Genomic DNA, 25429 nt, shown 5'->3' on the forward strand with positions numbered 1-25429 from the left:
TAATTAAAAAGAGTTGATAGATTTAAATTTCTATCAACTCTTTTTGTTTTTATCTATACATATAATAAACAGCAGATTTTTTCTTGAAAGTTGCTTCATCTTTCCTCCAATAATTTTTTATACTATCAAAAGAATAGCTCTGTGTAAATCGAGTTCTTATTTGATCGCTTCCACAGACTTTATCAAACATATTAAATCGATTTTCTTTCCCTTTAAAAAGATCTTTGTCTGGGTAAAGTTGATGGTGCACTGCTAAAGCATGAAATTGAATTTCTGATAATCTTACAGTAGAAAAATTAGTGATATAAACTTGTACCCCGTGTAATTTCATCCCTTTTTTATCTTTATAATAAGGAGTAAATGATATAGGTCTGAAGTGTACTCCATCTAAGTTTAATTTATTTAGTGCTTCTGCATATTTTAAACCGTCAATCCATTCTGCACCTAACAAACTAAAAGGTAAAGTATAACCAATACCAATAAAACTAGCTTCAAGTTCTCCAATAATTCCAGTGGCAGGGTAAAGCTCTGCAATTTCTTGAAAAGGAATATGTGGAGATGTTGGCACCCACTCTCTTCCTGTATCTTTAAATCTCATGTTTCGTTTCCAACCTTTCATTGGAATTACGGTTAGTTTACATTGCGCTTTATTTTTTAACCATCCTTCATAATTCATCATGTATGCTAATTCGCCAACAGTCATTCCATAGATATAAGGAATAGGAAACTGACTTACAAAAGAGAAAAAGTTAGGTTCTACAATGTTACCTTCAATTTTATTTCCTCCTAAAGGGTTAGGTCTGTCTAAAACAATTACCTCCTTATTGTTTTCTGCAGCAGCTTCCATAACAAGTCCAAGCGTACTAATAAAAGTATATGATCTTACACCGATATCTTGGATATCATACACAATAACATCTACATTTTGAAGCATTTCTGGAGTTGGTTTTCTAGTTTTACCATATAAAGAGTAAACCGTTAAACCAGTTATTTTATCAATATAACTATTTACATGTGCCCCTGCATCTGTATCTCCTCTAGCACCATGTTCTGGCCCATAAAGTGCAGTAAGCTGAACGTTTGGGGCTTGATGTAAAATATCAATAGTAGAGATGAAATTATGGTCAATACCTGTAGGGTTTGTAACTAGTCCAATTCTTTTACCTTCTAAAGATTTAAAGTTTTTATCGCGAAGGACTTCTATACCAACTTTTACTGAAGGGATACTATCATTTGCTTTAGAAGATGAAATAAGAGTGAAAAACAATAATAATGTTAGTACCGAGTAACGGATGAATAAACTACTATATTCTATTTTCTTTGTAATTATGTTCATTATAAGAGGATTATGAATGTAATGCATTTTAAAAAAATGGGTAACAACAAATTACAAGAATATCAGCTAAAAAAAAAGCGTCTGAAATTTCTTTCAGACGCTCAATAATTTAATCATCGCACACTTTAAAAGTGTTTTTTAGATGAAGTGGTAACGTACAAACGCTTCCATTGCTTCATACTCTGCCAAGCCAAGCTTGTTATATAATTTTGCAGTACCAGCATTACGCTCTTCGGCACGTTGCCAGAATTCACGATCATCTGTACCTTGGAATACTACACCATCTTTTTGAGACTCGTGGAAGAAAATTGCTTTACGCTTTTTCAATACTTGCTCAGGAGACATTGGTACTGCCATTTCGATTTCATCGATTGGCCATTCGTGCCATGCACCTCTGTATAACCAACACCAGCAGTTTTTCATGTATTCTTCTGTTTTCAACTCTTCAAGAGCTGCGAAGATAGCATCTAAACAAACTCGGTGTGTACCGTGTGGATCGGCTAAATCACCTGCTGCATAAATTTGCTCAGGCTTTAATTCAGTCAATAAGTTTTTGATGATTTCGATATCTGCTGTTCCTACAGGATTCTTACGTACTTTACCAGTTTCGTAGAAAGGTAAATCTAAGAAATGCACATTTTCTACAGGAATACCAGTATAACGACAAGCTGCAATAGATTCATCACGACGAATTTGACCTTTCATCTGACGTACTGCTAATGAATCAATATCACCTTCTTCTTTAGCATCTAAGAAACCTGTAATTTCTTTTAACTTAGAACGAGATTCTGCAGAATCAAACCCGAAAGTTTTCATCATTGATTGTGTAAATGTTGCATATCTACGTGCATCATCATCAGAAACCGCAATGTTACCAGAAGTTTGGTAAGCTACATGTACTTCGTGTCCTTGATCTACTAAACGTTGGAATGTACCACCCATAGAGATTACATCATCATCTGGATGAGGAGAGAAGATAATTACACGTTTTTTAGCAGGTTCTGCTCTTTCTGGACGTTGAGTGTCGTCTGCATTAGGCTTTCCACCTGGCCATCCAGAAATAGTATGTTGCAACATATTGAATACCTCAATATTCAAATCGTATGCAGAACCTTTAGTTGAAAGAACGCTATCTAAACCGCTCTCTAAATAATCTTTGTTTGTTAGTTTAAGCACTGGTTTACCTGTTTTATAAGCCAACCAAACCACAGCTTTTTTAATCATTGCTTCTGTCCATTCTACCTCACGTACTAACCACGGCGTTGTGATACGCGTTAAGTTTTCAGTAGCCCCTTCATCAAGGTAAACAGAAACGTTATCGTGTTTTTGTAGGAACGTTGCAGGAACTTGCATAGAGATATCACCCTCTACCATTTTCTTAACGATAGGTGCTTTTCCAGAACCCCAAGCCATCATAATAATACGACCCGCTTGCATAATTGGCTTAACACCCATTGTAATAGCACGTTTCGGAACGTTATCAAGACCACCAAAAGATGGGGCAGCATCAATACGAGTAACTGCATCTAAAGTAACTATACGAGTACGGCTATTTTCTGTAGAACCTGGTTCGTTAAAACCAATATGACCTGTACGACCAATACCTAAAACTTGAATATCTAAACCTCCTGCAGCAGCAATTTTAGCTTCGTAGTCTTGGCAAAACGAATACACGTTTTCCATTGCTACAGTACCGTCAGGAATGTGAATGTTTTTTTCATCAATATCAACATGATCAAATAAGTTCTCCTTCATGAAACGTACATACGAATGTACAGAATCAGGTTGCATAGGATAATACTCGTCAAGGTTGAAAGTAATTACATTTTTGAATGATAAACCTTCTTCTTTATGTAAACGAATTAATTCATCGTATACTTTTAAAGGTGATGAACCAGTAGCTAAACCTAAAACGGCATTTTCTCCTTTAGAAGCTTTATCACGAATAAGATCCGCAATTTCTTGAGCAATAACGATAGATGCTTCAGCACTAGTACCAAAAGATAAAGTTTGAAGGCGTTCAAACTCTCTGTCTGTCATAATTTGCTGGTTCAACAATGTAGTGTTCATATTCTTATAATTATTCGTTAAGTGATCAACCAGGTTTAATAAAATAACTATCAAACCCGTCACACAAATGACTTTTTATACTTATTTGATGTACAATATTATTAATACGTGTACTTTATACATAATAATTTCGACACATTACAATAATACCTAGATAAACGGCATATATCGCCATTAGGGTACTCAAACAGTCAGAATAATTGATAATTTTAAGGTTATTAACGTAAATATTATTTATTAGTGAATTTTAAATAATAAATCTTTTTAATTAAATATAGTGGTATTTAATTATTCTTTTAGTTTTTATTAATTAGTTGTAAATCAAATGGTAAGCAGTTTTTTAATTATTTAGTTTTTTTCTTTTTTGTTGATTTTTTTTCAATAAATAATGTTTTTCTACCGTGCTTAGAGCAAATAGGGCACTCATTTGGGTCATGTCTTTGCGCAGGGCAGTATTCTCTGCCAAAGTAAATGATCTGTAAGTGCAAATCATTCCAATCTTTTTCATCAAAAAGTCGTTTAGCATCTTTTTCTGTCTGTTCAACGTTTTTTCCATTCGTTAATCCCCATCTGTACATTAGCCTATGAATATGTGTATCAACAGGAAAAGCAGGAAAACCAAATGCTTGTGACATTACTACAGACGCAGTTTTGTGCCCGACAGCTGGCAAAGATTCTAAATCTTTAAAATTTTGAGGAACCTCTCCTCCAAACTTATCAATTATTATATTAGACATACCATATATGCCTTTAGATTTCATAGGCGAAAGCCCGCAAGGTTTGATAATCTCTCTTATTTCTTCTACGGTGAGTTTAGCCATATCGTAGGGATTATCTGCCTTAGCAAAAAGAAGAGGTGTAATTTTATTTACACGTTCATCTGTACATTGTGCAGAAAGAGCAACAGCAACTAATAAAGTAAACGGATCTTTATGATCTAAAGGAATTGGAGGGTTTGGATATAATCCCTGTAACGTTTTAACTATGTCTTGTACTTTTTCTTGCTTATTCATGATGAAAAATAATGGATGTATCAAAAAAGCAATTTACAAAGAGCAAGAACTAATTATTACTTTTATATATAAAAATTCTAATTCTTAAGCGTATTAATTGATCAACCTCCCGACTTAAGTGTCTTATCTTAGTTAAGAACTATGATCTTATGTTTTTTGATGTTATTTGAAAGGAAATTATGATAGCAGTAGCTTAAAAATATCAATCTTTTATTAAGCTATTGAGAAAAAAATCTCAGATAATTTTTGATAAAATCGAGGTCATTTGTTAATTAACAAGATATATTCAATCTAAATCATTCATGTTTTTTACTAAACTCTTATTAATCTGATACTAAATAGTGCTGCAGAGTTTATTAAACTCATTTTTTTGAATATATTTAATAAGTAAAAGTTGAGGGTAAGTGTTGTCCTCTTTAAGTCGAATAAGGAATAGATAAATGGAATTCGATCAAATAGAAGAAGAAGAACTTATTAACCTTGTGAAAGGCGGTGACCGATTAGCATGGGAATACATAACAAAAGAATATTACCAAGCCATCTTAAATTTTATAAATGGAATGGTAAGAGATTGGGAAACAGCCGAGGAGTTAGTACAGGATATTTTTGTTAATTTCTGGACAAAAAGAGAAGGCTTAAATATTAATTTATCATTAAAAGCGTATTTATATAGAGCGGCAAGAAATCATACGCTTAACTTCTTGAAAAGGAGAAACTTTGAACGTGAATACCAAAAAGGTGTTGCAGAAACAATGGTAGTTTCTTCTAATGATACAGAAGATGCATATCATTTTTCTGAATTAGAAAAACGCTTATCTACAGCAATTGAAGGTTTACCTGATAAAATGAAGGAAATCTTTAAAATGAGTAGGTTTGAAGATTTAACGTATAAAGAAATTGCAGACACATTAGATGTACCAGTTAGGACGGTACATTATCAAATTGGTTTGGCATTAAAACAGTTAAGAGAACAGTTAAAAGGATTTGTGGATCCAAGTTTAATGGCTGTAGGTGGGGGCATTGTTATCGGATTGATAATTCATGTTTTAACTACAGGTAATTTTTTTTAAAATAATTTTGTCCACTCATACCATATAATTGTCTGTAATATAGAAAGATCATTTTGAATGACGATTCTACTGTGGAGTTAAATAATAGGATAGCTTTATACCTTAATATAAGGCTCCTACGAAATAAAGATAATAACGAGTAACATTTTATCCGATACATTATGGATAAGGAAATTAACATTGATTGGACGCTGATTGCTAGATGTCTTGATGGTGATAATGAAGCTGTTGAAACGGCTAAAAAAATTGCTACAACTGACACGACATTTAAAGGCGTTCTATCTGAAGCAACGGCAATTTGGAAGCAATCCAATGCTATAGGTCAAGAGAAGCAACATCGTGTAGATGTGAAATTCTTAGATGACAAAGTAGGTGAGATTTGGCAAAAGATTTTGGAAGTAGAGTCTGAAGAGACTTCAATTGCAGTATCTTTATCTAATCAGACTGAAAGTGTAGAAAAAGAGGTAGTAAATATCTGGAACGCATCGGAGCAATTAGGAAAGAAGCAAAAACGTAATGTTGATGCGACTGAAATGAATGCTGCAATGGCCAAAATGCTACTTCGAATGAATATTTCTGAAGAAGAAAAGGCAACAAAAGAAGTTGAACTTCCTAAGCCAACATTGAAAGTATCTAAACCTGCAGCAAAAACAGGTACAGTAGAACGTTCTATGTGGAGTTTCCAAAGAAGTATAGCAGCAGCTGTAGCAATATTGTTAACTGTAGGTCTTTCTACTTTTTACTATTTTGGATCTGGAGCTGATCAAATTACTTTAGAAGCAACAAATGCTATGGCATCAGTTGAGTTACCAGATGGTACTCAGGTGTGGTTAAATAAAAACAGTGCTTTAACATACCCTAAAGATTTTGGAGAAGGAGATAGAGTAGTTTCTTTAAAAGGAGATGCCTTTTTTGAAGTAGAAAGAGATGAAAAACACCCATTTTCTATTATTACTTCTGAAGCTACAACAACTGTTTTAGGAACATCTTTCCATTTAACACAAGATCAAGTAGATGTTGTTACTGGTAAAGTTCGTTTTGAAGATAAATCTTCTGGAGATTATGTTGTTTTAGTTAAAGATCAAAAAGGATACTTTAAAGGTGGTGAAGTTTTAAAAGGAGAAAGTGATGAGTTAAACGCAGCTAAACTGATGCAATCTCATTTATCTTTTAATGGTCAAACTTTAGAGGAAACTATTCAAGTACTTTCTAAAGCATACCACAAAACAATTGTTATTCAGAACGAAGCTCTAAAAAGCAGAAAATTCTCTGGTACATTCGAAAACAAATCTTTTGATGTAGTAATAGAATTAATGTCTGAAGCAGTAGATTTTGACTATTCGGTAGACGAAAACGGAACAATTATCATCAAATAATATTCTGTAAAAATATACAAGTTGAGCCACCTTATTTATAGGGTGGCTTTTTGTATTTATAGCCATTTATAGTTAATGATCTACAACTAGAAGTATAAAACTCTTTGCTCTTTGTTTAAAACTTAAAACTCTTCACTTAAAAACACTTACCTTTGTGAAGAAATTAATATCCTCCTAATGCATAACACGTTAGAATTAGATACAATAGTTGCTTTAGCAACAGTACCAGGACAGTCAGCAATTCACGTAATTCGTCTTTCTGGTCCCGATGCGATTAATATCGTAAATAAGGTTTTTAAAGGTAAAGACCTAGAAAAACAAGCAGGACATACGGCTCACTTCGGTACGATTCGTCAAGAAGATGGTACCATTGTAGATGAAGTTTTAGCTACAATTTTCTACGGTCCAAGATCATATACAGGAGAGAATACGGTAGAAATATCGTGTCATGGCTCTCAATTTATTGTAGATCAATTATTACAATTGTTTATGCAAGTTGGCGCTCGTTATGCTAAGGCAGGGGAGTTTACACAGCGTGCATTTGCAAATGGTAAATTAGATTTGGCACAAGCAGAAGCAGTAGCCGATTTAATTGCTGCAGATTCTCATGCATCAAGAGATGCCGCCATGCAACAGATGCGAGGTGGTTTTTCTAATGACATCAAGAAGTTAAGAGAAAAACTAATCCACTTTGCTTCTATGATTGAATTAGAGTTAGACTTCTCGGAAGAAGATGTTGAATTTGCTTCAAGAGATGATTTAAAAGCTTTAATCAATGAGTTAAAACGAGTGATTAAGGCATTAATAGATTCGTTCTCTTTAGGTAATGTACTTAAAAATGGCGTGCCTACAGTAATTGCAGGAAAGCCCAATGCAGGTAAATCAACTTTATTAAATGCATTACTGAACGAGGAAAAGGCGATTGTTTCTGAAGTAGCCGGAACAACTCGTGACTTTATCGAAGATGAAATAAATATTGGAGGTGTAACATTTAGATTTGTTGATACGGCAGGACTTCGCGAAACACAAGATAGAGTAGAAGCAATAGGTGTACAACGTTCTTATGAGAAAATGAAACAAGCTTCTTTAATAATGTATATGTTTGATGCCTCAGTATCTACATTCACAGAAGTTCAAAATGAAGTAGAAGCTTTAGAAAAACTAGGTGTTCCATATATCTTAGTTGCTAACAAACTAGATAAGTTATCAACGGGTTTAGCAGAAGACTTTAAAGCTTTCTCTGAAAATTTAATAGAAATATCTGCTGATAAAGGTACTGGTGTTGAGGAACTGAAAGAAAGAGCACTTCATTTGGTTAATCTTGATAAAGTACAAACAGGAAATACCATGGTAACTAATGCACGTCATTATCAATCGTTACGTGAAACAATGAAAGCATTAGACGATGTAATTAATGGTATCGATATGGGAATGACGGGAGATTTCTTAGCTATTGATATAAGATCGTCTTTACATCACTTGGGAGAAATTACAGGAGAGGTTACTACGGATGATTTATTGGAGAATATATTTAGTAAATTCTGTATCGGAAAATAAATAGGATTTTTAGAAGTTTACTTCATTGAAAGTGATACTGAATGATACTAAAAAGGGGAGAAATCCCCTTTTTTTGTGTTTGGATATTACATATTTGTTCTGCAATTTGTCCGTTGAAAATTAATCAAAATTTCAATAGTGATTTAGTGGACTCATTGATACACGATGATACACATTGATAAAACATGATACGGAAATGCAGATAGAAAAGAGATGTCAATATTGTAATAAAACTTTTATAGCTCAGAAAGTAACCACAAGGTATTGCTCTCATTCTTGTAACCAGAAACACTATAAGCAAATTAAAAAAGATGGAAAAGTACAAAAAAAGAATAGAGATACAAAAGCAATTGATTTAGTCTATATTCAGCACAAAGAATTATTGACACCATCAGAAGCAAAAGAGATTTTAGGTATAGGGAAAACTTATATGTACAAGCTACTTGCTGAAGGAGAATTAAAGTCAATAAGAATTACTCCCAAAAATATTCGAATACCCAAAGCAGAAATTGAAAACTATTTACAGAAGCGTTTGAATAAAGAGAAATCCAAAATTCAACCTACCCCCACAAAGCTTTCTAATAATATGAATTTTTATTGGTCTATTTCGGAAGTTGAAAAGAAGTATAAAATATCCTCAAAAGCTCTTTATGATCTTATAAAACGAAATGATATTCGTAAGCTCCAGAAAGGGGCAAAAGTGTATGTGAAAAAATCTGATATCAATAAAATATTTAACTCATGAATGTAGTAGAATTATTAGACTCTCTTGCTTTAGACTTTGAAGTATTATCAGAAAACTTAGATACATGGTGTACAGAAGCTATTGTTAATGAGGATTATTTAGACCCTCACCTCTTTATAAAAGATATTAAAGTAGAAATTGAGGATTTGATAGACAAGATGGAAAAAAGAAGTAATGTATCCATGAAACAATCTCTAGCAACCAAACTTCAGGGTAAGTTAATAGTAACTATTGATGTTCTTCAAAAAATACTTGAGTTGTCAGAACAGAATTATTTTGATGAAGATGGTTTAAAAGTGATAGAGTCAAATCTGATTTATTTTAAGAATATCAATACATCTTATTTCTCAGATGAAATTAATTTTGAAAGAGGCATTTTGTCTTCTTCTTTGTCTAATTCAGAAAATGCATTAGCCATTTATTTTTATAAAGAATTATCTGATACTTATGTAGGAGCGGAAGAATTAAAGTCAGCAAAATTGATAGGGTTGTATTTTGATAATAAAAATTTAGAAAAGAGTTATAGCAGAATAGAAAAGAATCCTTTTTGGAAAAATGTGATCAATAATTCAGGAGATATTGATGTAGAAGAGTACATCAAGAATGGGAAAGAATATCAGCTTAGAATTGATATAAAAACACTAGAAAAAATTCTGTCCACTGAAAATTTTAATAAAAGATATGAACTGATTGCTGAAGAAATGTCTCTTATAAAAGATAAACTAGATGAAAAAAGCAATCTCTTAATAAATTAAATTGAAAAAGTCAAGCCACCTTGTCTGAGACAAGGGTTATTCTATTAGCGTCTATAAACGGCAATCTTTGCTTTGTAATCAGAATTTAAAAAAAACATACTCTGATGTTATTCACCCAAAAACTAGCTGATTACACGAATAGCAAAAGAGTAATAATTTTTATTAAAAATGGGAGTACAAAATACTAACATTATTCTGCAAGGAATGGATTATGAAACATTCGTAGAGCAATTAAAAAAAGACTTATTTAACGACAATGGTTTTGTCTTTAATAGAATCTTGACTTTTCAACAAACAATGGAATTCTTAGGCTTTTCAAGAGCTTACCTTTATAGGTTAATAAGGAAAGGGGAAATTCCTTTTAAACAAAGAGGTTCTAAAAAGTTCTTTTTGAGAGAAGAATTAGAAGAATGGATTGCTATAGGTGATTCTTTACAGGAACATAATGTTGAGAGCTTAAATGATGAATTTTAATGAAAATTGCTATTAGAAATTATCGTTCTCGGTCTAAAAAAAAGGCGAATAGTAATCGTTTATTTTTATATCTCGATTTTTACCATTTTGGTGTTAGAAAAAAAGAATCCCTCAATGCATTTGTTCATAAAGTAGTGAAAAATAAGGAAGAAAAAGACCACAACAAACGAATTATTGAATATGTAAAGAGGGTTAGAGCCGAACGGTTACTAGAAATTCAGAATGATCCTCAGAATCTTTTTGTTCATGAGCGTAGAAAACAATTTGTTGTACCTACGTTGGAGGTGTATATTAAAGAAAGAAAAGGAGGTGATAATTGGACGTCTATGTTTAAAAAGGTAAAAAAACATCTTGCTTCAAATTTGACTTTTGAAAACTTTTCTCATCGACATATTAATGATTTTAGACAAAAGCTATTAGATGCTGAAGCTATAAATCAAGATACAGCTTCAGCATATTTTAATTTGATGATGATTTTTTGCAGAGAGAAAGTTGAAGATGGTGTTTTGTCATCATCTAAGATGAAACTTTCTAGAGTGAAGAATATTCCTAACCAAAAAAAGATACAACCTTATTTGTTAAAGGAGGAAGTGACTCAATTAGTGAAAACTGATTTTCAAGACCAAAACTTTAAGAATTACTGTATGTTTAGTGTCTTTTCAGGGTTAAGAGGTGGTGATATTCGAGATTTAAGATGGACTGATATTGAAGGACAACATTTATTGAAGACGCAGAATAAAACAAATAATGACGTATTCATTCCTAAAAACAAGATGGTCAATCAAATTTTAGAATATCAGAAAAAATTGAATGGTCAGCAAGAATTTATTTTTGATGTCCCTGCATCTTTTATGGGTAGAAAAAAGCTATTGAATGATTTTTTACAAAGAGCAGGTATTGAAAGAAGAATCACATTTCATTCATTTAGAAGAACATTTGGTACGCTGTTGCATGCTTCTGGTAATGACCTTTATACGATTAAAGAAATGCTAGGGCATCAGAATATAGCAAACACTGAACGTTATGTTTATTTCATGAATGATAAAAAAGAAGAAGCAAGTAGATCATTAGATCAATTTATGTAAGTATTAACCGTAAGGCATAAAAAAAGTATAACAATAGGGGTTGTTATACTCTTAAAGTTTGTGTCTTACACAAATTTCTATCTATGGTAAAAGTACCAAAAAAAGTAGACTTGAACAACATTTCAAGCCTAGAAGATACTGTATTGCCTGTAAATACAGTGCGAGAAGATGTAAAATATCCATTTCCTTTACATGTATTTCCAAAATACATTCAAGATCTCTTATTGGAATTACAGGCTGTATTTTCATTTGAGATATCATATACAGCAATGACTTTACTTGTTGTACTTAGTGTGATTGTGGGTAAATATTTCAAGATTACTGTTAAAAAAGGTTGGACCACTATTCCTAGTATCTATACTGCTATTATTGGAAATTCAAGTATAGGTAAGTCTCCTGCAATAAATATTATTCTAAAAGTATTGACTTCTATTAATGATAAAGAGATTGAACGTTATGAAGTAAAGAAAGCAGAGTGGAATGATGCTATTGCAGGAATGAGTGAAGCAGAAAAAAAGGACTATAAAGCAGAAAATGAAGAACCAACTCGAAAACGATTAATAACTTCTGATGCTACTCAAGAATCACTTTGCTATTTATTAGCGAAAGATGCTATGGTGCTTTATAAAGATGAGTTGATAGGTTGGATCAAAAGTATGAATCAATATAGACAAGGTGCTGATACTGAATTTTTCTTAAGCTTGTTTAATGGACAAGTTGGAGAAGTAGACCGTGTAGGTAAAAATTTATTCGTGAAAGATCCTTTTTTGTCAATTATTGGAGGCATACAACCAAGTATTTTACCTCTACTAACAAAAAATGGAAATAGTGCAAATGGCTTCTTATTTCGAATTCTTTTTATAATGCCAGAGAATGAGAGTGTACATTATCTTTCAGATAAAGAACTTTCTAGTAATTGTTTAGAGACTTTTTATCAAAAAATGGAAAGTTTGTATGATATGTTACAAGGTGAAGAAATACGAAATATTCCGTTGATTAAAGAAGCAATGCTCTATTTTATTCATAGTGTTAATCATTATATAAAGGTAGCTTCAGAGACTAAAGATGAGAATATTATTTCTGCTTATAAGAAAGTAGGAAATTATATGCCTCGTTTCGCATTATTATTAGAAGTATTAGATCAACTATATGGAGATGATTTAGGCGTATGTATTGAAAATATCTCGTTAGCAAGTATGGAAAAAGCAAAATTGTTATGTGATTATTTTATTGAAACAGCAACATATATTTTAGAACAAACGAATGATAAATCGTCTTTACAAACAAACCATCAAAAGTTCCTAGATACCATACCAGATAACCAAGTTATCACAACTTCTGAGCTGAATAAATTGGCTGAAAGTATAGGAATCAAGACTTCAAACTTCAAAAATAGAGTACTTCCTAAACTACTAGAGAAAGGGATGCTTCAAAAAACAGAAAAGAGAGGTGAATACATTAAAAATAAGACCTAGTGTATACTTTGTGGATTTTGTATACTAAGTAGTGGAAATCCCCCATTTCATTACTGAAAACGCAGTTTTTAGAGTAAGAGTTAGTCTACATTGTGTGTGTACTAAGATGTAGACTAACACCCAAAAATTAATAAAAAATAGAAAAATGACATTTTTAAACCAACAAAAATGGAGTATTAGTCTGGATACCCGAAGGGGAGATCACACCCCAAAGAAAGTGATATACCCTAATTGTGGGAAGAAAAAATTGGTAAGGTATTTCAATTTTGAAACTAATGAATACCTCCAAGATGATGAAGGTAGGTGTGACCGTCAAGAAAAATGCGGTTACCATAAAAAGCCATCATTCACAAATAAAGACGTTACTACAGTTCCTAAGAGACTGTCTGTTAAGGAGGAGTTTGATGTATTAGATAGTCAGTTACTTTATCAACAAAAAGGAGAGAATCAATTTGCTAATTCGATACTAGCCAAATTTGGCACAGAAGCCTATTGGCATGTACATTCTCTCTATTATTTGAATGCCTATAACTTCCAATTTGATCATGCTATGCAAGATGCAGTTGTGTTCTGGCAAATTGATAAGCAAAATAGAATTCGAACTGCAAAGCTCATGCGATATGACCAGCAATTGAAACGGGTGAAAAGTGGATATTCAACGGATTGGTTGCATAGTATTTTAAAGAAAGAAGGAAAGCTAAATCCCAATTTCAGATTAAAGCAATGCTTCTTTGGTGAGCATCTTTTGAATCAATATTTAGATAAAACTATTGCTATAGTAGAGTCCGCAAAAACGGCTTTACTAGGTGAACTTTGGAAGCCTGAATATCTATGGTTATCAGCAGAAGGATTGAATGGTTTAACCCTTGAAAAAGCAGAGGCATTGATAGGAAGAAAGGTGATTCTGATACCTGATTTTAGTGATGATTCTCGGAAGCTTTGGAAAGAAAAAGCAATGGATATTCAACTGAAATTTCAAGTGGATATACAGTTGTCAACTATAGGTGAAGCCATTAAAGATGGTTCTGATTTAGCCGATTTAATACTAAACGATAAAAAGGTAATAAACAGTATTAAAAAACGCTTTGGGAATGATTTATTACTTCATCCTAAAAACATTGTAGGGCTGTATAGACCATTGTTTGAGAGTGGAAATCCGTATTCTTTCATGGATATAAAAAACACAGTAAGTGGTTGTAATACAGGTGGATATCCAATGCTTGATAAAGTAATCATCTCATTAATAGAATGGGGAAGTAAGCAAATTATAAATAACAATAAAATAATATTTTAAGATGAAAAAAGTTGAATTGGCAAGCTATATTCAAAAGGTAAATAGCTATGCGGAATTATTAGAATCAAGACCTTATGGAGTTCGTTATAAGGCACTTTATGGAACAGTAAAAATACTAACATATATACTTCCAATTTTAAGTATGTGTTCTGGGTTTTGGTTTGTAAAATCCACTTTTAATTTACTATTAAGTCCTGTAGTTTCTTTATGGGTTTCGTTTCCAATTGTTCTTATTTGGGAGATTTCAAAATCAGTAAACATAGCATCTTTATTTGCATCAAAATATAGAAAAGAACCGATAGGATTACTACTACTGCTTTCTATAATTTTCAGTGTTGGAAGTGTTTATTTTTCCTGTAAAGGAATTGACCAGTGGTATATAGAAGTAAAGCTTGATACCACAGAAATAACAGAGAACTACCAAGCGAAAATAACTTCCCTTGATAGTTCAGCAGATCTAAGGAAAAGCTTTTATGAATTGAAGTTGGCGCAATTAGATAAAGCGAGTAAATCTAGATGGGGACAAATGCTTACAAAGGAAGAAAACCTTAGAGTATTGCAATATGAAGATCGATTAAGAATGATTGACCTTAACCTGCAAAAAGATAAGGAGGTATTAAATAACTACTATCAGGAACAACTTGAAAGTGCTTATCAGGAGAGTAAAGAACCGAGGTTAATATTAATAGCTTTATTCCTTCTCATTGATCTAGGCATCGTATTCGGTTATTGGTTCATTGTTTACTATCGCTATCAATCAGTTAAAGAACTGAATACTTTGGTGAAAATAAAGCCGAATTGGAAAACAGCACTTACAACACTACATCAAGAACTACAAGCACAAGACATAGAACAAGAAAACCCACACGGTAAATACGGTCATCATAGTACCGAAGCACCACATCAATCATCCATTCTTAAAAAAGAAGAGGCACTTATAGATGCAATTGACAAGGGATGCAGAGATATGCGAAAACTATGTAGTCTGGGGTTCAATCCCTCACAAGTTAAACAAGCTTTAAAAGAGCAAAACTAATTTTAATCATTATGGAAACACAATTACAAAAGCAAATTATTGCCCTTCATGCAGAAGGAATGTCGTACAGAAAAATTGGGGCAGAAGTCGGTCTGTCTCATGCAAAAGTAGGGGAGATTATCAGAAGTGTAAACACCCAACAAGAAAATGAATTATTGGAGGGAACAGAAGAAGTAGAAAACACATTGCTCCAAGATGAATACAGATCAATTTCTAGCAAAAAGAAGTTGAAAAAGAAATCTAAAAAAGAGAAGACTTCAAAAGCAATGAAAAAGCAGATAGCTAAGATGCAAGATGAATTATCTCGTTACAAAAAGAAGCTAGAAAATAGTCAGTTGGAGGCATATCAATTGAATGGAACAATAGAACTTCGTGACCAAGAGATGAGGCTAAAAGAGGAATTGTCTGAACATTTTGAAGAAGTTTTGGAATTGAACAATAAGCCACTTGAACATGAAGAATTATTACATTCTTTCAATACTCTATGGGAATGGAATAATGAAGTGTCAGTATCTCCATTGCTCTATAAAACTTTTAAGGAAGAGTATAAGCTGGTCTCAAAACTTTCAGATTCTTTTGAAAAAGGGTTAAGGAAGTTCGATGAAAATGAACATTTAGAAGAAGTGCATTTTCACTTTTCAACAGCAGTAATTTCACAAATCAAATCACATATTTAAATTTTATAAAAATGCTAAATCTAACATTAAAGTTTACTAAAACACGAAAAGAAAGCATTCTACAAGAACAAGAAGAACTAATTCATGATGAATTAGAGCAACAAGAAGAAGTTTTTGAAGAAACTACTGATGAAGCAGAACTTGAAGAAACGCTACAGGGTGGTTTTACAGAATACCATTATAAGTTAAAGAGAAAAAGAAGGAGGGTAGATATTGATGTAGAATAATAAGTTGTTGTTTTTAAACTTGGAACAGACTTCTCGAAAGGGGAGTCTGTTTTTATGTTTTTGAGCGTTAGTCTACATAGTGTATATAAAACTTAAATATATTAAAGTAACATCTAATAAAACAGGTCTTGCTTTAATATTTTATTCTACAAACTGTGTATCTTTATTTCTTTAAAAAAGACTATAGTAAACTGGTGATATATGGCAAAGAAAGTAGCAGAAAAAGAACCCTTAGAAAAACAACTCTTCAAAGCAGCAGATAAGATGCGTAAGAACATTGATGCAGCAGAATATAAACACGTGGCTTTAGGTTTGATCTTCATCAAGTACCTATCGGAGACGTTTGAGGCGAAATACCAAGAATTAGAGGCTGACGGTGATGATGCAGAAGATAGAGACGAATACCTTGCAGAGAGTATCTTTTTCGTTCCTGAACAAGCACGTTGGCAGTTTATACAAGCCAATGCGACTAAAACATCTATAGAATATACAGATCGTAACGATAATGACCGCCAAGGTAATATCGGTAACGTACTGGATAACGCTATGGGGCTTATTGAAGCTGAAAATGGCGATTTAAAAGGGGTACTTCCGAAGGTGTTCGGTAAGGATAACCTCGATAAAGATACCCTTTCTAGTATGATTGACCTCTTTTCTAACATCGGTTTGGGCGAAACACTAGAGAAGAAGAAAGACCTATTAGGACACGTTTATGAGTACTTCTTAGGGGAGTTTGCTTCTGCGGAAGGTAAGAAGGGTGGACAGTTCTATACACCAAAGTCTATTGTACAGATGATGGTAGAGATGATAGAACCTTACGAGGGACGTATTCTCGATGGAGCGTGTGGCTCAGGAGGTATGTTTATTATGTCTGAAAAGTTTGTACAGAAACATAATGGTGATGTAGATGATATTGTGGTCTATGGTCAGGAGAGCAACCAAACTACGTATAACCTGTGCCGAATGAACCTTGCCATGCACGGTATGGAAGGGGGCAATGTGGCGTGGAATGCGGAAGGTTCTTTCTTGCGTGATGCCCACAAAGATTTAAAGGCTGATTTTGTATTGATGAATCCTCCGTTTAATCAGAAAGAATGGGGTGTAGATCAGTTGCAAAATGATGCACGTTGGAGTTTAGGTACACCTCCTAATGGTAATGCCAATTTCGGTTGGATGCAATACATCATTCATCACCTTAATCCTACGGGAGGTAGAGCAGCGGTAGTATTGGCAAACGGTTCACTTTCTTCTAATTCGAGTGGTGAGGGAGAAATACGTCAGAAAATGGTTGACACCGATTTGGTGGAGTGTGTATTGATGCTTCCAAAGCAGTTGTTCTTTAATACGGGTATTCCTGCTTGTGTTTGGTTCTTACATCGTGATAAACCACGTAAGGGAGAAACACTCTTTATTGATGCTTCGGAATTGGGGTATATGGAAGACCGTACACACCGTGCTTTTGCTCAGGAAGATATTGATAAGGTGACGGAAACGTATCATGCTTGGCAGAAGAAAGAGGAAAGCTACGAAGATGTGAAAGGGTTCTGTAAAACTACAAAGATAGAAGATATCCAAAAGCATAAATATGTATTAACTCCGGGTCGTTACGTCGGTATTCCTGATGAAGAGGATGATGGGATTCCTTTTGATGAGAAGATGAAGACTTATACGGATGAGCTTAGAGGGCAAATGGATGAGGCTGAACAGCTAGATCAAAAGATTAAAGAATCTCTTTCTAAAATTGGTTTCAGTATATAATCTTTGAAGAATAATGGAGCATAAAGAAACAGAAGTTGGAAGGATTCCTTCACATTGGAACGTTTTAACGATAGATGAGATAAAAGCTGATAAAAAAGGAGCAATAGCAATGGGTCCTTTTGGTTCAAACATTAAGAGTGATAATTTTGTCGATAAAGGAGTACCTGTAATTCGAGGTGCAAATATGAATGCTTATCAGTTTTATGATGATAATTTTGTCTATTTAACTGATGAAAAAGCAAATTCTTTAGGAAATAGTATTTGTTATCGTAGAGATATAGTTCTAACTCATCGAGGAACAATTGGTCAAGTAGGAATGATTCCAATAGATAGTAAATATCCTAGATACGTTGTTTCTCAATCAGGAATGAAGCTTACTGTTAATGAGGAAATAGTTAGTCCAGAATATGTGTTTTACTATCTGAAATCTAGAATTGGCCAGCATTTCTTATTAAGAAATACATCTCAAACAGGAGTTCCTGCTATTGGACAACCAACTACCTCCTTAAAGGAAATACCAATACCTATTCCTCCCAAAGATGAAAGTGATGCGATAGTTAATAGTATTCATGCATTGACATCAAAAATCCACCTCCTCCGCCAACAAAACACCACCTTAGAGAACATGGCACAAACCCTGTTCAAGCGTTGGTTCGTGGACTTCGAGTTTCCCAATGAAGCAGGACAACCTTATAAGTCGAGTGGTGGAGCTATGGTCGCTTCAGAGCTTGGTGAGATACCTGAGGGGTGGAGAGTTGGTTCATTAGTTGATATTGCATCTTATATGAATGGTGTTGCTTGTCAGAAATATCCACCTAAAAGTGAAGATGATAAGATTCCTGTTTTAAAAATACGGGAGTTAAGTTCTGGCATAACTACAAATACAGATATGGCGTCAAAGAGTATTGACAAGAAGTATCTCATAGACAATGGAGATGTGATTTTTTCTTGGTCTGGTACTCTATTAGTGAAGATTTGGAATGGTGAACAATGTGTCTTGAACCAACATTTATTCAAAGTTACATCAGACGAATATCCAAAGTGGTTTTACTTTTGGTGGACAAAATACCATCTTGATAGGTTTATTCATATCGCAGCTAATAAAGCGACAACAATGGGGCATATAAAAAGGGAGCACCTTAATGAATCAATGGTAAAAATACCTCCTTCTAGAATGATGTATCATTTAGGTAATGTGCTAGATGGATTACTTCAAAAAACGATAAATAATCACACAGAAATCCAAAACCTCACAAACCTCCGCGACACCTTACTACCAAAGCTAATGAGTGGAGAGGTGGAAGTGAACTAATTTAGAAAGTGGTACCTTAGTGTAAAATTGGAACGATAGGATATGAATATTGGAAGCATAAGGATAAGAGGCTATAAGTCGATAGAAAATCAGGAAGTAAAGTTAGGACCAATCAATCTACTCATAGGAGGTAACGGAGTTGGGAAGAGTAACTTTATTTCCTCATTTACGCTTCTTAGAAATCTTTACGAAATGAACCTTCAAACGTATGTAGAAAGTAAAGGGAGAGCAAATGCACTTTTACATTTTGGCGTAAAGAATACTCAACAGATCGTTCTTGAGATCCTTTTTAGTGGTGATGATGGTAAAAAGATGAACAGCTTTCATGTTACTTTACAAGAAGCACAAGGGAAACTGTTGGTGCAGTCTGTCGATACTTACTTTTATAGTGGTGCTTCAAAATTTCACCAAAAGCATAGTAATACACTAATGGAAGAGTCTACCTTTAAACAAGCGAAAGATAGACAAGCTTCTTATGTCAATCCTTTCCTCCAACAATTCGAAGTCTTCCATTTTCACGACACAGGAGATACTTCACCTTTAAAGCAATCTTGCGAAGTCAACGATAACCGTAAACTAAAAAAAGACGGAAGTAACTTGCCTGCATTCTTATATCGACTAAAAAAGACAGCACCAAAGAGTTTCCGTCGTATAGAGAAGCTGATACAATCTATTGCCCCTTTCTTTGATCACTTTATACTAGAACCTTTGGTGTTATCTCCAGAGTACATCAAGTTAGAGTGGAAAGAAAAGGGCAGTATAGATACCACTTTTAATGCCTATCACCTTTCAGACGGTACACTCCGTTTTATTGCTTTAGTGACACTTCTTATGCAACCCGAACCACCCGCTACCATCATTATAGATGAACCTGAGTTGGGGCTTCATCCCGTAGCCATTAATAAATTGGCAGGACTAATTCGTATTGCTTCAAAAAAGTCACAGATTATTATCTCTACACAATCGGTCAACCTTGTCAATAACTTTGAGCCAGAAGATATTATTGTTGCTGATAGAAAAGGCAAGGCAACGACTTTTAAATCGCTTGACAAAGAGAAGTTAGGCGTTTGGTTAGAAGACTATACCATGGGAGAAGTTTGGGAGAAAAACATTATTGGTGGTCAACCTTTATAAAGTATGAAAAGAGTAGTTTTTATAGTAGAAGGAGCGACAGAAATATCGTTTGTTAATAAAAAGATGATTCCTTATCTATACGCACAAACAGGGCATGCCGGCAGTATTGAAGCCATTACAATAACTACCAACGTAAAGAAGAACAAGAAAGGAGGAATTGGGTCTTTTGAAAAGTTCAAGAACGAAGTAGAGCGCGTACAGGCAACAGGAAATGTGATCATTACCACCTTGTTAGACTTTTATGGCTTACCAACTTCCTTTCCCAACCATAGCGATGATGTCCAAAGGATCAAGGAAATTGAAGACGGTATGGCAGATCAAATCGGTAGTTCAGACTTTATTCCTTATCTACAAAAGCACGAATTAGAAGCTTTAATGTTTTCATCTGAAGAAGTATTACATAATGCCGTAGATACTAAGGAACAAGAAGAAGCGGTAAGTGCGATTATTAAGGCATATACCAATCCTGAAGACATTAATAATAGCCCACAAACGGCACCTTCAAAGAGACTAGACAGTATTTTAGACCCTTACGAAAAAACAGTACATGGAGATCTTATCTTTGATGACCTAACCATGGAAGAGATTCTATCTCAATGTCCACGTTTCAAAGAATGGGTAGACAAACTTGTAGAACGACTAAACCTAGATCAAAACAAATGATTTTCAGCTGCACACAAAAAGTCTTAGAAAAGGCAAAGAAATATCATGAGGTAGCGAAAGAGAAACCAGATGTTGGTCAGAACAATTGGTATGTTAACCTTCTTCCATTAGGTAGAAAGAAAGGACTGTTGTTTATACACTCGGAAACACTGTACATGACCTTTCTTCCAGATGCTACTGTCAAAACCATCAAGAACTTAGATCAAGAGTTTAGACTACAATTGCAAGAAGATCTATTGTGGTGTGGCTATGAGGAAGCGAGTGTAAATAATTACCTAGAACAGTCAACATCTACATCAATCTGTAAAACCAACTCACGCAGAGTATTAGGAATAATGAATGAGGTAATGTTCTCTTTTCCTCTATTCTTAGAAGATGCAACATCAAGAACAGATTTATTGACTCGTCTTAATGACATGCTTTATACTTACCCTGGTATTGATAAGAAGAAGGAGTATAGAACGCCTAATGAAGAAATGAAGAAACTACTAAACAAATGAAAAATGAAATACTAGAATCAACACTTTTTGTAAGGTATTATGAAAATACAAAAGACAAAGAGCCTAAAGAAGTTACAATGTCAGAAATTGCTTCTTTATTGGAGAAAGAAAGTGAAAAAGAAAAGATAGCTGAATATATTTATCTAAGACTTTACACGCGTTTTCTCAAGCTATTTGATTATGAAACGGAAGATGAAAGTTTTAAAAGAGAATATAAACATGGCTTTTTACAAATGGCAGCCTGTTGTATGTGTATAGAATCTTTGGCTTCTTTTTTAGAAGGAACAGATCGGACTGAAGAAATTGGTAAAGGTCATGAAGCTTTCAATAAGGTATTTAATTTTGCTAAAAATCTTGACAACAAACTATTAACTTTTTTAAGTGATAACATATACTCATCTGTAAGAAATGCAGTTTTGCATCAAGGAGAAACATACAAGGGTTTTAAAATTACTAGAAAGGACGGAGAGAAATTATATCAAAAAAGTACAAAAACGGTTAATGCTCATATTTTTCATAAAGAGCTAGTTAAGCTTCTAAAATCTTACAAAAAAGAATTAGTAGAATCTTCTTGGTCAAGTGAAAAGTGGGATAATGCTCGTCGAAAAATTAGAAGTATCATTGACAATTGTGAAAAAAAATAACTAGCCATGCCAACAACTACCAAAATATACGAAGACGACATCGAACAAGATATGATCAAGCTTTTGCAACAACAAGGGTTTGACTATCTCAAAGGGTCTGAACTAGAACTCGACTACACAGACAATACAGAAAGAAGTAGCTACAAAGAAGTAGTCTTAAAGCAGCAGTTGATGCAAGCGTTAAAACGCATCAATCCACACTCTCCAGAGCATCAGTTGACAGAAGCTTTAGATGCCATGCTCAACCTTCAAGAACACGAACAGTTAGTAGAAACCAACGAAGAATTTTACAAACTGCTGATAGGTGGTTATGCGGTAGAAGGTAGCGAAGAAGAAGACACACACCGTATTTATTATGTAGATTTCATTCACCCCGAAAATAACGAATGGAAGGTAGTCAATCAGTTTACAGTCATAGATGTAGCCCATTGTAGACCCGATGTTATGCTGTTTGTAAATGGTTTACCTGTAGTAGTGGTGGAGTTAAAAAGACCCACAGATGCAAGTGCAACTACTAAAACAGCCTACGACCAACTACAACGTTACAAAAAAGAAATACCGAAGCTGTTTCATTACAACACCCTCATGATTATTTCTGATGGAGTGAAAGCAATGGCAGGTTCTACAACCGCACCTTACAGTCGGTTTTTACCATGGAAAAGTATTGATGGCAGTACAGAAGCCGCCAAGAATAAACCAGAACTAGAAGTCATTACCAAAGGTCTTTTACAGAAAGATATACTTCTTGAACTGATACGTGATTATACCGTTTTTGAAAAAGAAAAAGACATTATAGAACTTGAAAATGGCAAACACGATATCAGGACTCAAGTCATTAAAAAGATTGCTGCTTACCACCAATTCTTTGCCGTAAGGAAAGCAATTGAAGCCACAAGGCAAGCTTCTTCTGAAAAAGGAGATGGAAAAGCAGGTGTCGTTTGGCATACACAAGGAAGTGGTAAATCGCTTTCTATGGTCTTCTTTAGTAAGAAGATGGAGCAAGAATTAGACAATGCTACACTCATTGTACTCACCGATAGAAACGACCTTGATAATCAATTGTTCAATACCTTTGCTAGTTGTGGGCAAAAAGCAGAACAGATTGAGTCTAACGACGATTTAAAGCAGAAACTAAAGCGTGATAGTGGTGGAATGTTCTTTACAACCATACAAAAGTTTGGTATTTCAAAAGAAGATAAAGAACAGCAAACCGTTTATGAATTTCCTCAGCTTTCCGATAGAAGAAATATAATTATTGTTGCCGATGAAGCCCACCGAACACAGTATGGTTTCACAGGTAAAGCAGAGAAAGACAAAGCAGGAGAGTACACAGGTAAAATCTCTTTTGGGTTTGCAAAATACATCAGAGACGCCTTCCCGAATGCTTCATTCTTAGGCTTTACGGGTACACCCATTGAAGCAGAAGACGTTAACACACCAGAAGTTTTTGGTAACTACATCGACATCTATGATATACAACAAGCGGTAGAAGATGGGGCAACAGTACCGATATTCTATGAAAGTCGTTTGGCAAAAATCAAGATGATTGAGGGAGTGGATATTGATAGTGAAGCCGATAAATTGGCAGACGAATACAATGTAGAGCAAGAGAAAAAAGAAGCAACAAAACTCGAAGCACTGATTGCACACCCCGATCGTTTACGTTCAGTAGCAGAAGATATTGTAAGCCACTATTCAGCGCGTAGAGCTGCTTTTACAGAAGGTAAAGGCATGATCGTTACCATGAGTAGAGAAATTGCGGTAAAGCTGTATGATGAGATTATTAAAGTAAAGCCCGAATGGCACAGTGATAGCCTAGATGAAGGAGCCGTAAAAGTAGTCATGACTTCTGCTCCAACAGATGAAGACCGCTACGGTAAAGCTTTTACAAAACATGCAACAACAAAAGAACAAAGAGAAGACCTTGCTGCAAGAGTAAAAGATGTCAATGATCCACTTCAATTGGTCATTGTGCGTGATATGTGGTTAACAGGTTTCGATGCACCATGCCTCACAACACTCTATGTAGACAAGCCCATGAAAGGACACGGCTTAATGCAAGCCATTGCAAGAGTTAATCGAGTTTTCCCAGGTAAAGCAGGAGGATTAGTAGTCGATTACTTAGGCATCGCTTCAGAACTTAAAAAAGCAACAAAAGACTATACTCGAAGTGGAGGAAAAGGAGAACCTGTAGAAACACAGAACCAAGCTGTAAAAATTGTCAAAGAGAAACTAGAAGTAGTGAATGACTTCTTTAGAGAAGGCACATTTGACATAGAACGCTATCACTCCAATTATGCCACATCTTTTGAGCGCATTGAAGTACTCAACGATGCAGTAGATCATATTCAAGGTTTAGAACACGATGAAGAGGGTACAGCCAAACGTTTTAGAACACAAGTAATGGCATTAGTAAAAGCCCACTCCTTAGCCGTACCTCATCCCGATGTAATGAAGATTGAAGTACAGCGTCAGGTTGCCTTTTTTCATGCCGTAAAATCGGTATTAGATAAGCTAGACCCATCAAGTGAACCATTAGATCAGGACGAAAAAGGGCAGCAAAACAACGCCTACTTTAAACAACTAATTCAACAATTAGTACAGGATTCTATAGAAGCCGATGGCGTAGTAGATATTTTGGAAGAAGCAGGAATGGAATCACCAGAACTTTCCATCCTATCCGATGATTTCTTGGCAGAGGTACAAAACATGAAACGTAAGAACCTCGCCATAGAACTCCTTAAAAAGCTGCTCACAGACCAAATAAAAGCTAAAGGAAAGAGTAACATTGCAAAGTCGAAAAAGCTATCAGAAAGGCTTCAAGACGCTATCTTACGCTACCAAAACAAGATCATCTCTGCGGTAGAAATTCTAGAGGAAATGATTGCCCTCTCTAAAGAAATCACAGCAGAAGAAGAACGCATGATTGCACTCGGAATGTCTGCCACAGAAATAGCCTTTTATGATACATTAGCCGACAACAAAAGTGCTAAAGACCTAATGGAAGACGATACACTCATGCAACTCGCATCTGTCATTGTAGAAAACATTCAGAAGAAAGCCAAAATAGACTGGACGAAGCGAGAGAAAGTAAAAGCACAACTCCGTTTAGCCATCAAAAAGCAGTTAAAGAAGTTCGGTTACCCACCAGATCAGCAGAAGTTGGCCACACAGAAAATATTACAACAAACAGAGCAATTGGCTAAGGAATTGGCGAAGGCTTCTTAA

Annotated in this window: 22 protein-coding genes; 19 read left to right on the plus strand and 3 right to left on the minus strand. The window is 34.5% G+C overall.

Features of this window, described 5'->3' with window-relative positions:
* Window positions 1-49 precede the first annotated feature (49 nt).
* From KM029_RS15375 to nth, 3 genes are all read right to left on the minus strand, one after another.
* The gene (locus tag KM029_RS15375) at window positions 50-1336 is read right to left on the minus strand and encodes an exo-beta-N-acetylmuramidase NamZ family protein (RefSeq protein WP_144074083.1); all 1287 of its coding nucleotides are present in this window, start codon (window positions 1334-1336) and stop codon (window positions 50-52) included.
* A gap of 138 nt (window positions 1337-1474) precedes the next feature.
* Window positions 1475-3406: a glucosamine-6-phosphate deaminase gene (gene nagB / locus KM029_RS15380; RefSeq protein ID WP_144074084.1), complete on the minus strand. Its 1932-nt coding sequence runs from the start codon at window positions 3404-3406 to the stop codon at window positions 1475-1477.
* Between the two features lie 344 nt (window positions 3407-3750).
* On the minus strand, window positions 3751-4419 hold the full coding sequence (nth, locus tag KM029_RS15385; protein ID WP_144074085.1) for an endonuclease III: 669 nt from the start codon (window positions 4417-4419) through the stop codon (window positions 3751-3753).
* A 440-nt stretch (window positions 4420-4859) separates the two neighbouring features.
* Here nth and KM029_RS15390 point away from each other — a divergent pair, with 440 nt between their 5' ends.
* The 19 genes from KM029_RS15390 to KM029_RS15480 all read left to right on the plus strand — a co-directional run bounded on the left by KM029_RS15390 (window position 4860) and on the right by KM029_RS15480 (window position 25429).
* Entirely contained in the window at window positions 4860-5489 is a 630-nt protein-coding gene (locus KM029_RS15390; protein WP_184679524.1) for an RNA polymerase sigma-70 factor, read from the plus strand.
* Between the two features lie 161 nt (window positions 5490-5650).
* The gene (locus KM029_RS15395; protein WP_144074087.1) at window positions 5651-6865 is read left to right on the plus strand and encodes a FecR family protein; all 1215 of its coding nucleotides are present in this window, start codon (window positions 5651-5653) and stop codon (window positions 6863-6865) included.
* Window positions 6866-7042: 177 nt separating this feature from the next.
* Window positions 7043-8422, plus strand: coding sequence for a tRNA uridine-5-carboxymethylaminomethyl(34) synthesis GTPase MnmE (gene mnmE, locus KM029_RS15400; protein ID WP_144074088.1), 1380 nt, complete (start codon window positions 7043-7045; stop codon window positions 8420-8422).
* A 196-nt stretch (window positions 8423-8618) separates the two neighbouring features.
* On the plus strand, window positions 8619-9167 hold the full coding sequence (locus tag KM029_RS15405; RefSeq protein WP_144074089.1) for a helix-turn-helix domain-containing protein: 549 nt from the start codon (window positions 8619-8621) through the stop codon (window positions 9165-9167).
* Window positions 9164-9922, plus strand: coding sequence for a hypothetical protein (locus KM029_RS15410; protein ID WP_144074090.1), 759 nt, complete (start codon window positions 9164-9166; stop codon window positions 9920-9922). The genes KM029_RS15405 and KM029_RS15410 overlap by 4 nt, the downstream gene beginning before the upstream one ends.
* 168 nt (window positions 9923-10090) lie before the next feature.
* Complete coding sequence (locus KM029_RS15415) at window positions 10091-10396, plus strand: helix-turn-helix domain-containing protein (RefSeq protein ID WP_144074091.1); 306 nt, start codon at window positions 10091-10093, stop codon at window positions 10394-10396.
* Window positions 10396-11481: a tyrosine-type recombinase/integrase gene (locus KM029_RS15420; protein ID WP_144074092.1), complete on the plus strand. Its 1086-nt coding sequence runs from the start codon at window positions 10396-10398 to the stop codon at window positions 11479-11481. The genes KM029_RS15415 and KM029_RS15420 overlap by 1 nt, the downstream gene beginning before the upstream one ends.
* 83 nt (window positions 11482-11564) lie before the next feature.
* The gene (locus KM029_RS15425) at window positions 11565-12956 is read left to right on the plus strand and encodes a DUF3987 domain-containing protein (protein WP_144074093.1); all 1392 of its coding nucleotides are present in this window, start codon (window positions 11565-11567) and stop codon (window positions 12954-12956) included.
* Between the two features lie 145 nt (window positions 12957-13101).
* Entirely contained in the window at window positions 13102-14250 is a 1149-nt protein-coding gene (locus tag KM029_RS15430; protein WP_144074094.1) for a DUF6371 domain-containing protein, read from the plus strand.
* A 1-nt stretch (window position 14251) separates the two neighbouring features.
* A complete protein-coding gene (locus tag KM029_RS15435; protein ID WP_144074095.1) occupies window positions 14252-15286 on the plus strand; it encodes a hypothetical protein in 1035 nt (344 codons plus the stop codon).
* A gap of 11 nt (window positions 15287-15297) precedes the next feature.
* Window positions 15298-15963, plus strand: a complete 666-nt coding sequence (locus KM029_RS15440) for a hypothetical protein (protein WP_144074096.1) — start codon at window positions 15298-15300, stop codon at window positions 15961-15963.
* Window positions 15964-15974: 11 nt separating this feature from the next.
* A complete protein-coding gene (locus KM029_RS15445) occupies window positions 15975-16190 on the plus strand; it encodes a hypothetical protein (RefSeq protein WP_144074097.1) in 216 nt (71 codons plus the stop codon).
* 201 nt (window positions 16191-16391) lie between these two features.
* Window positions 16392-17948 (plus strand): type I restriction-modification system subunit M, encoded by a 1557-nt coding sequence (locus KM029_RS15450; protein ID WP_144074098.1) that lies wholly within the window; start codon window positions 16392-16394, stop codon window positions 17946-17948.
* 13 nt (window positions 17949-17961) lie between these two features.
* Window positions 17962-19260, plus strand: coding sequence for a restriction endonuclease subunit S (locus KM029_RS15455; protein WP_144074099.1), 1299 nt, complete (start codon window positions 17962-17964; stop codon window positions 19258-19260).
* Between the two features lie 42 nt (window positions 19261-19302).
* Entirely contained in the window at window positions 19303-20394 is a 1092-nt protein-coding gene (locus KM029_RS15460) for an AAA family ATPase (protein ID WP_144074100.1), read from the plus strand.
* A 3-nt stretch (window positions 20395-20397) separates the two neighbouring features.
* Window positions 20398-21057 (plus strand): DUF4276 family protein, encoded by a 660-nt coding sequence (locus KM029_RS15465; protein ID WP_144074101.1) that lies wholly within the window; start codon window positions 20398-20400, stop codon window positions 21055-21057.
* Window positions 21054-21557 carry a DUF6933 domain-containing protein gene (locus tag KM029_RS15470; RefSeq protein ID WP_144074102.1) on the plus strand — a complete coding sequence of 168 codons (504 nt, stop codon included), beginning with the start codon at window positions 21054-21056 and terminating at the stop codon, window positions 21555-21557. The genes KM029_RS15465 and KM029_RS15470 overlap by 4 nt, the downstream gene beginning before the upstream one ends.
* Window positions 21554-22201 carry a hypothetical protein gene (locus tag KM029_RS15475; protein WP_144074103.1) on the plus strand — a complete coding sequence of 216 codons (648 nt, stop codon included), beginning with the start codon at window positions 21554-21556 and terminating at the stop codon, window positions 22199-22201. The genes KM029_RS15470 and KM029_RS15475 overlap by 4 nt, the downstream gene beginning before the upstream one ends.
* Window positions 22202-22207: 6 nt before the next feature.
* Window positions 22208-25429 (plus strand): type I restriction endonuclease subunit R, encoded by a 3222-nt coding sequence (locus KM029_RS15480; protein WP_184679523.1) that lies wholly within the window; start codon window positions 22208-22210, stop codon window positions 25427-25429.

It is taken from the genome of Flammeovirga kamogawensis (genome assembly GCF_018736065.1).
Classification (GTDB): Bacteria; Bacteroidota; Bacteroidia; order Cytophagales; family Flammeovirgaceae; genus Flammeovirga; species Flammeovirga kamogawensis.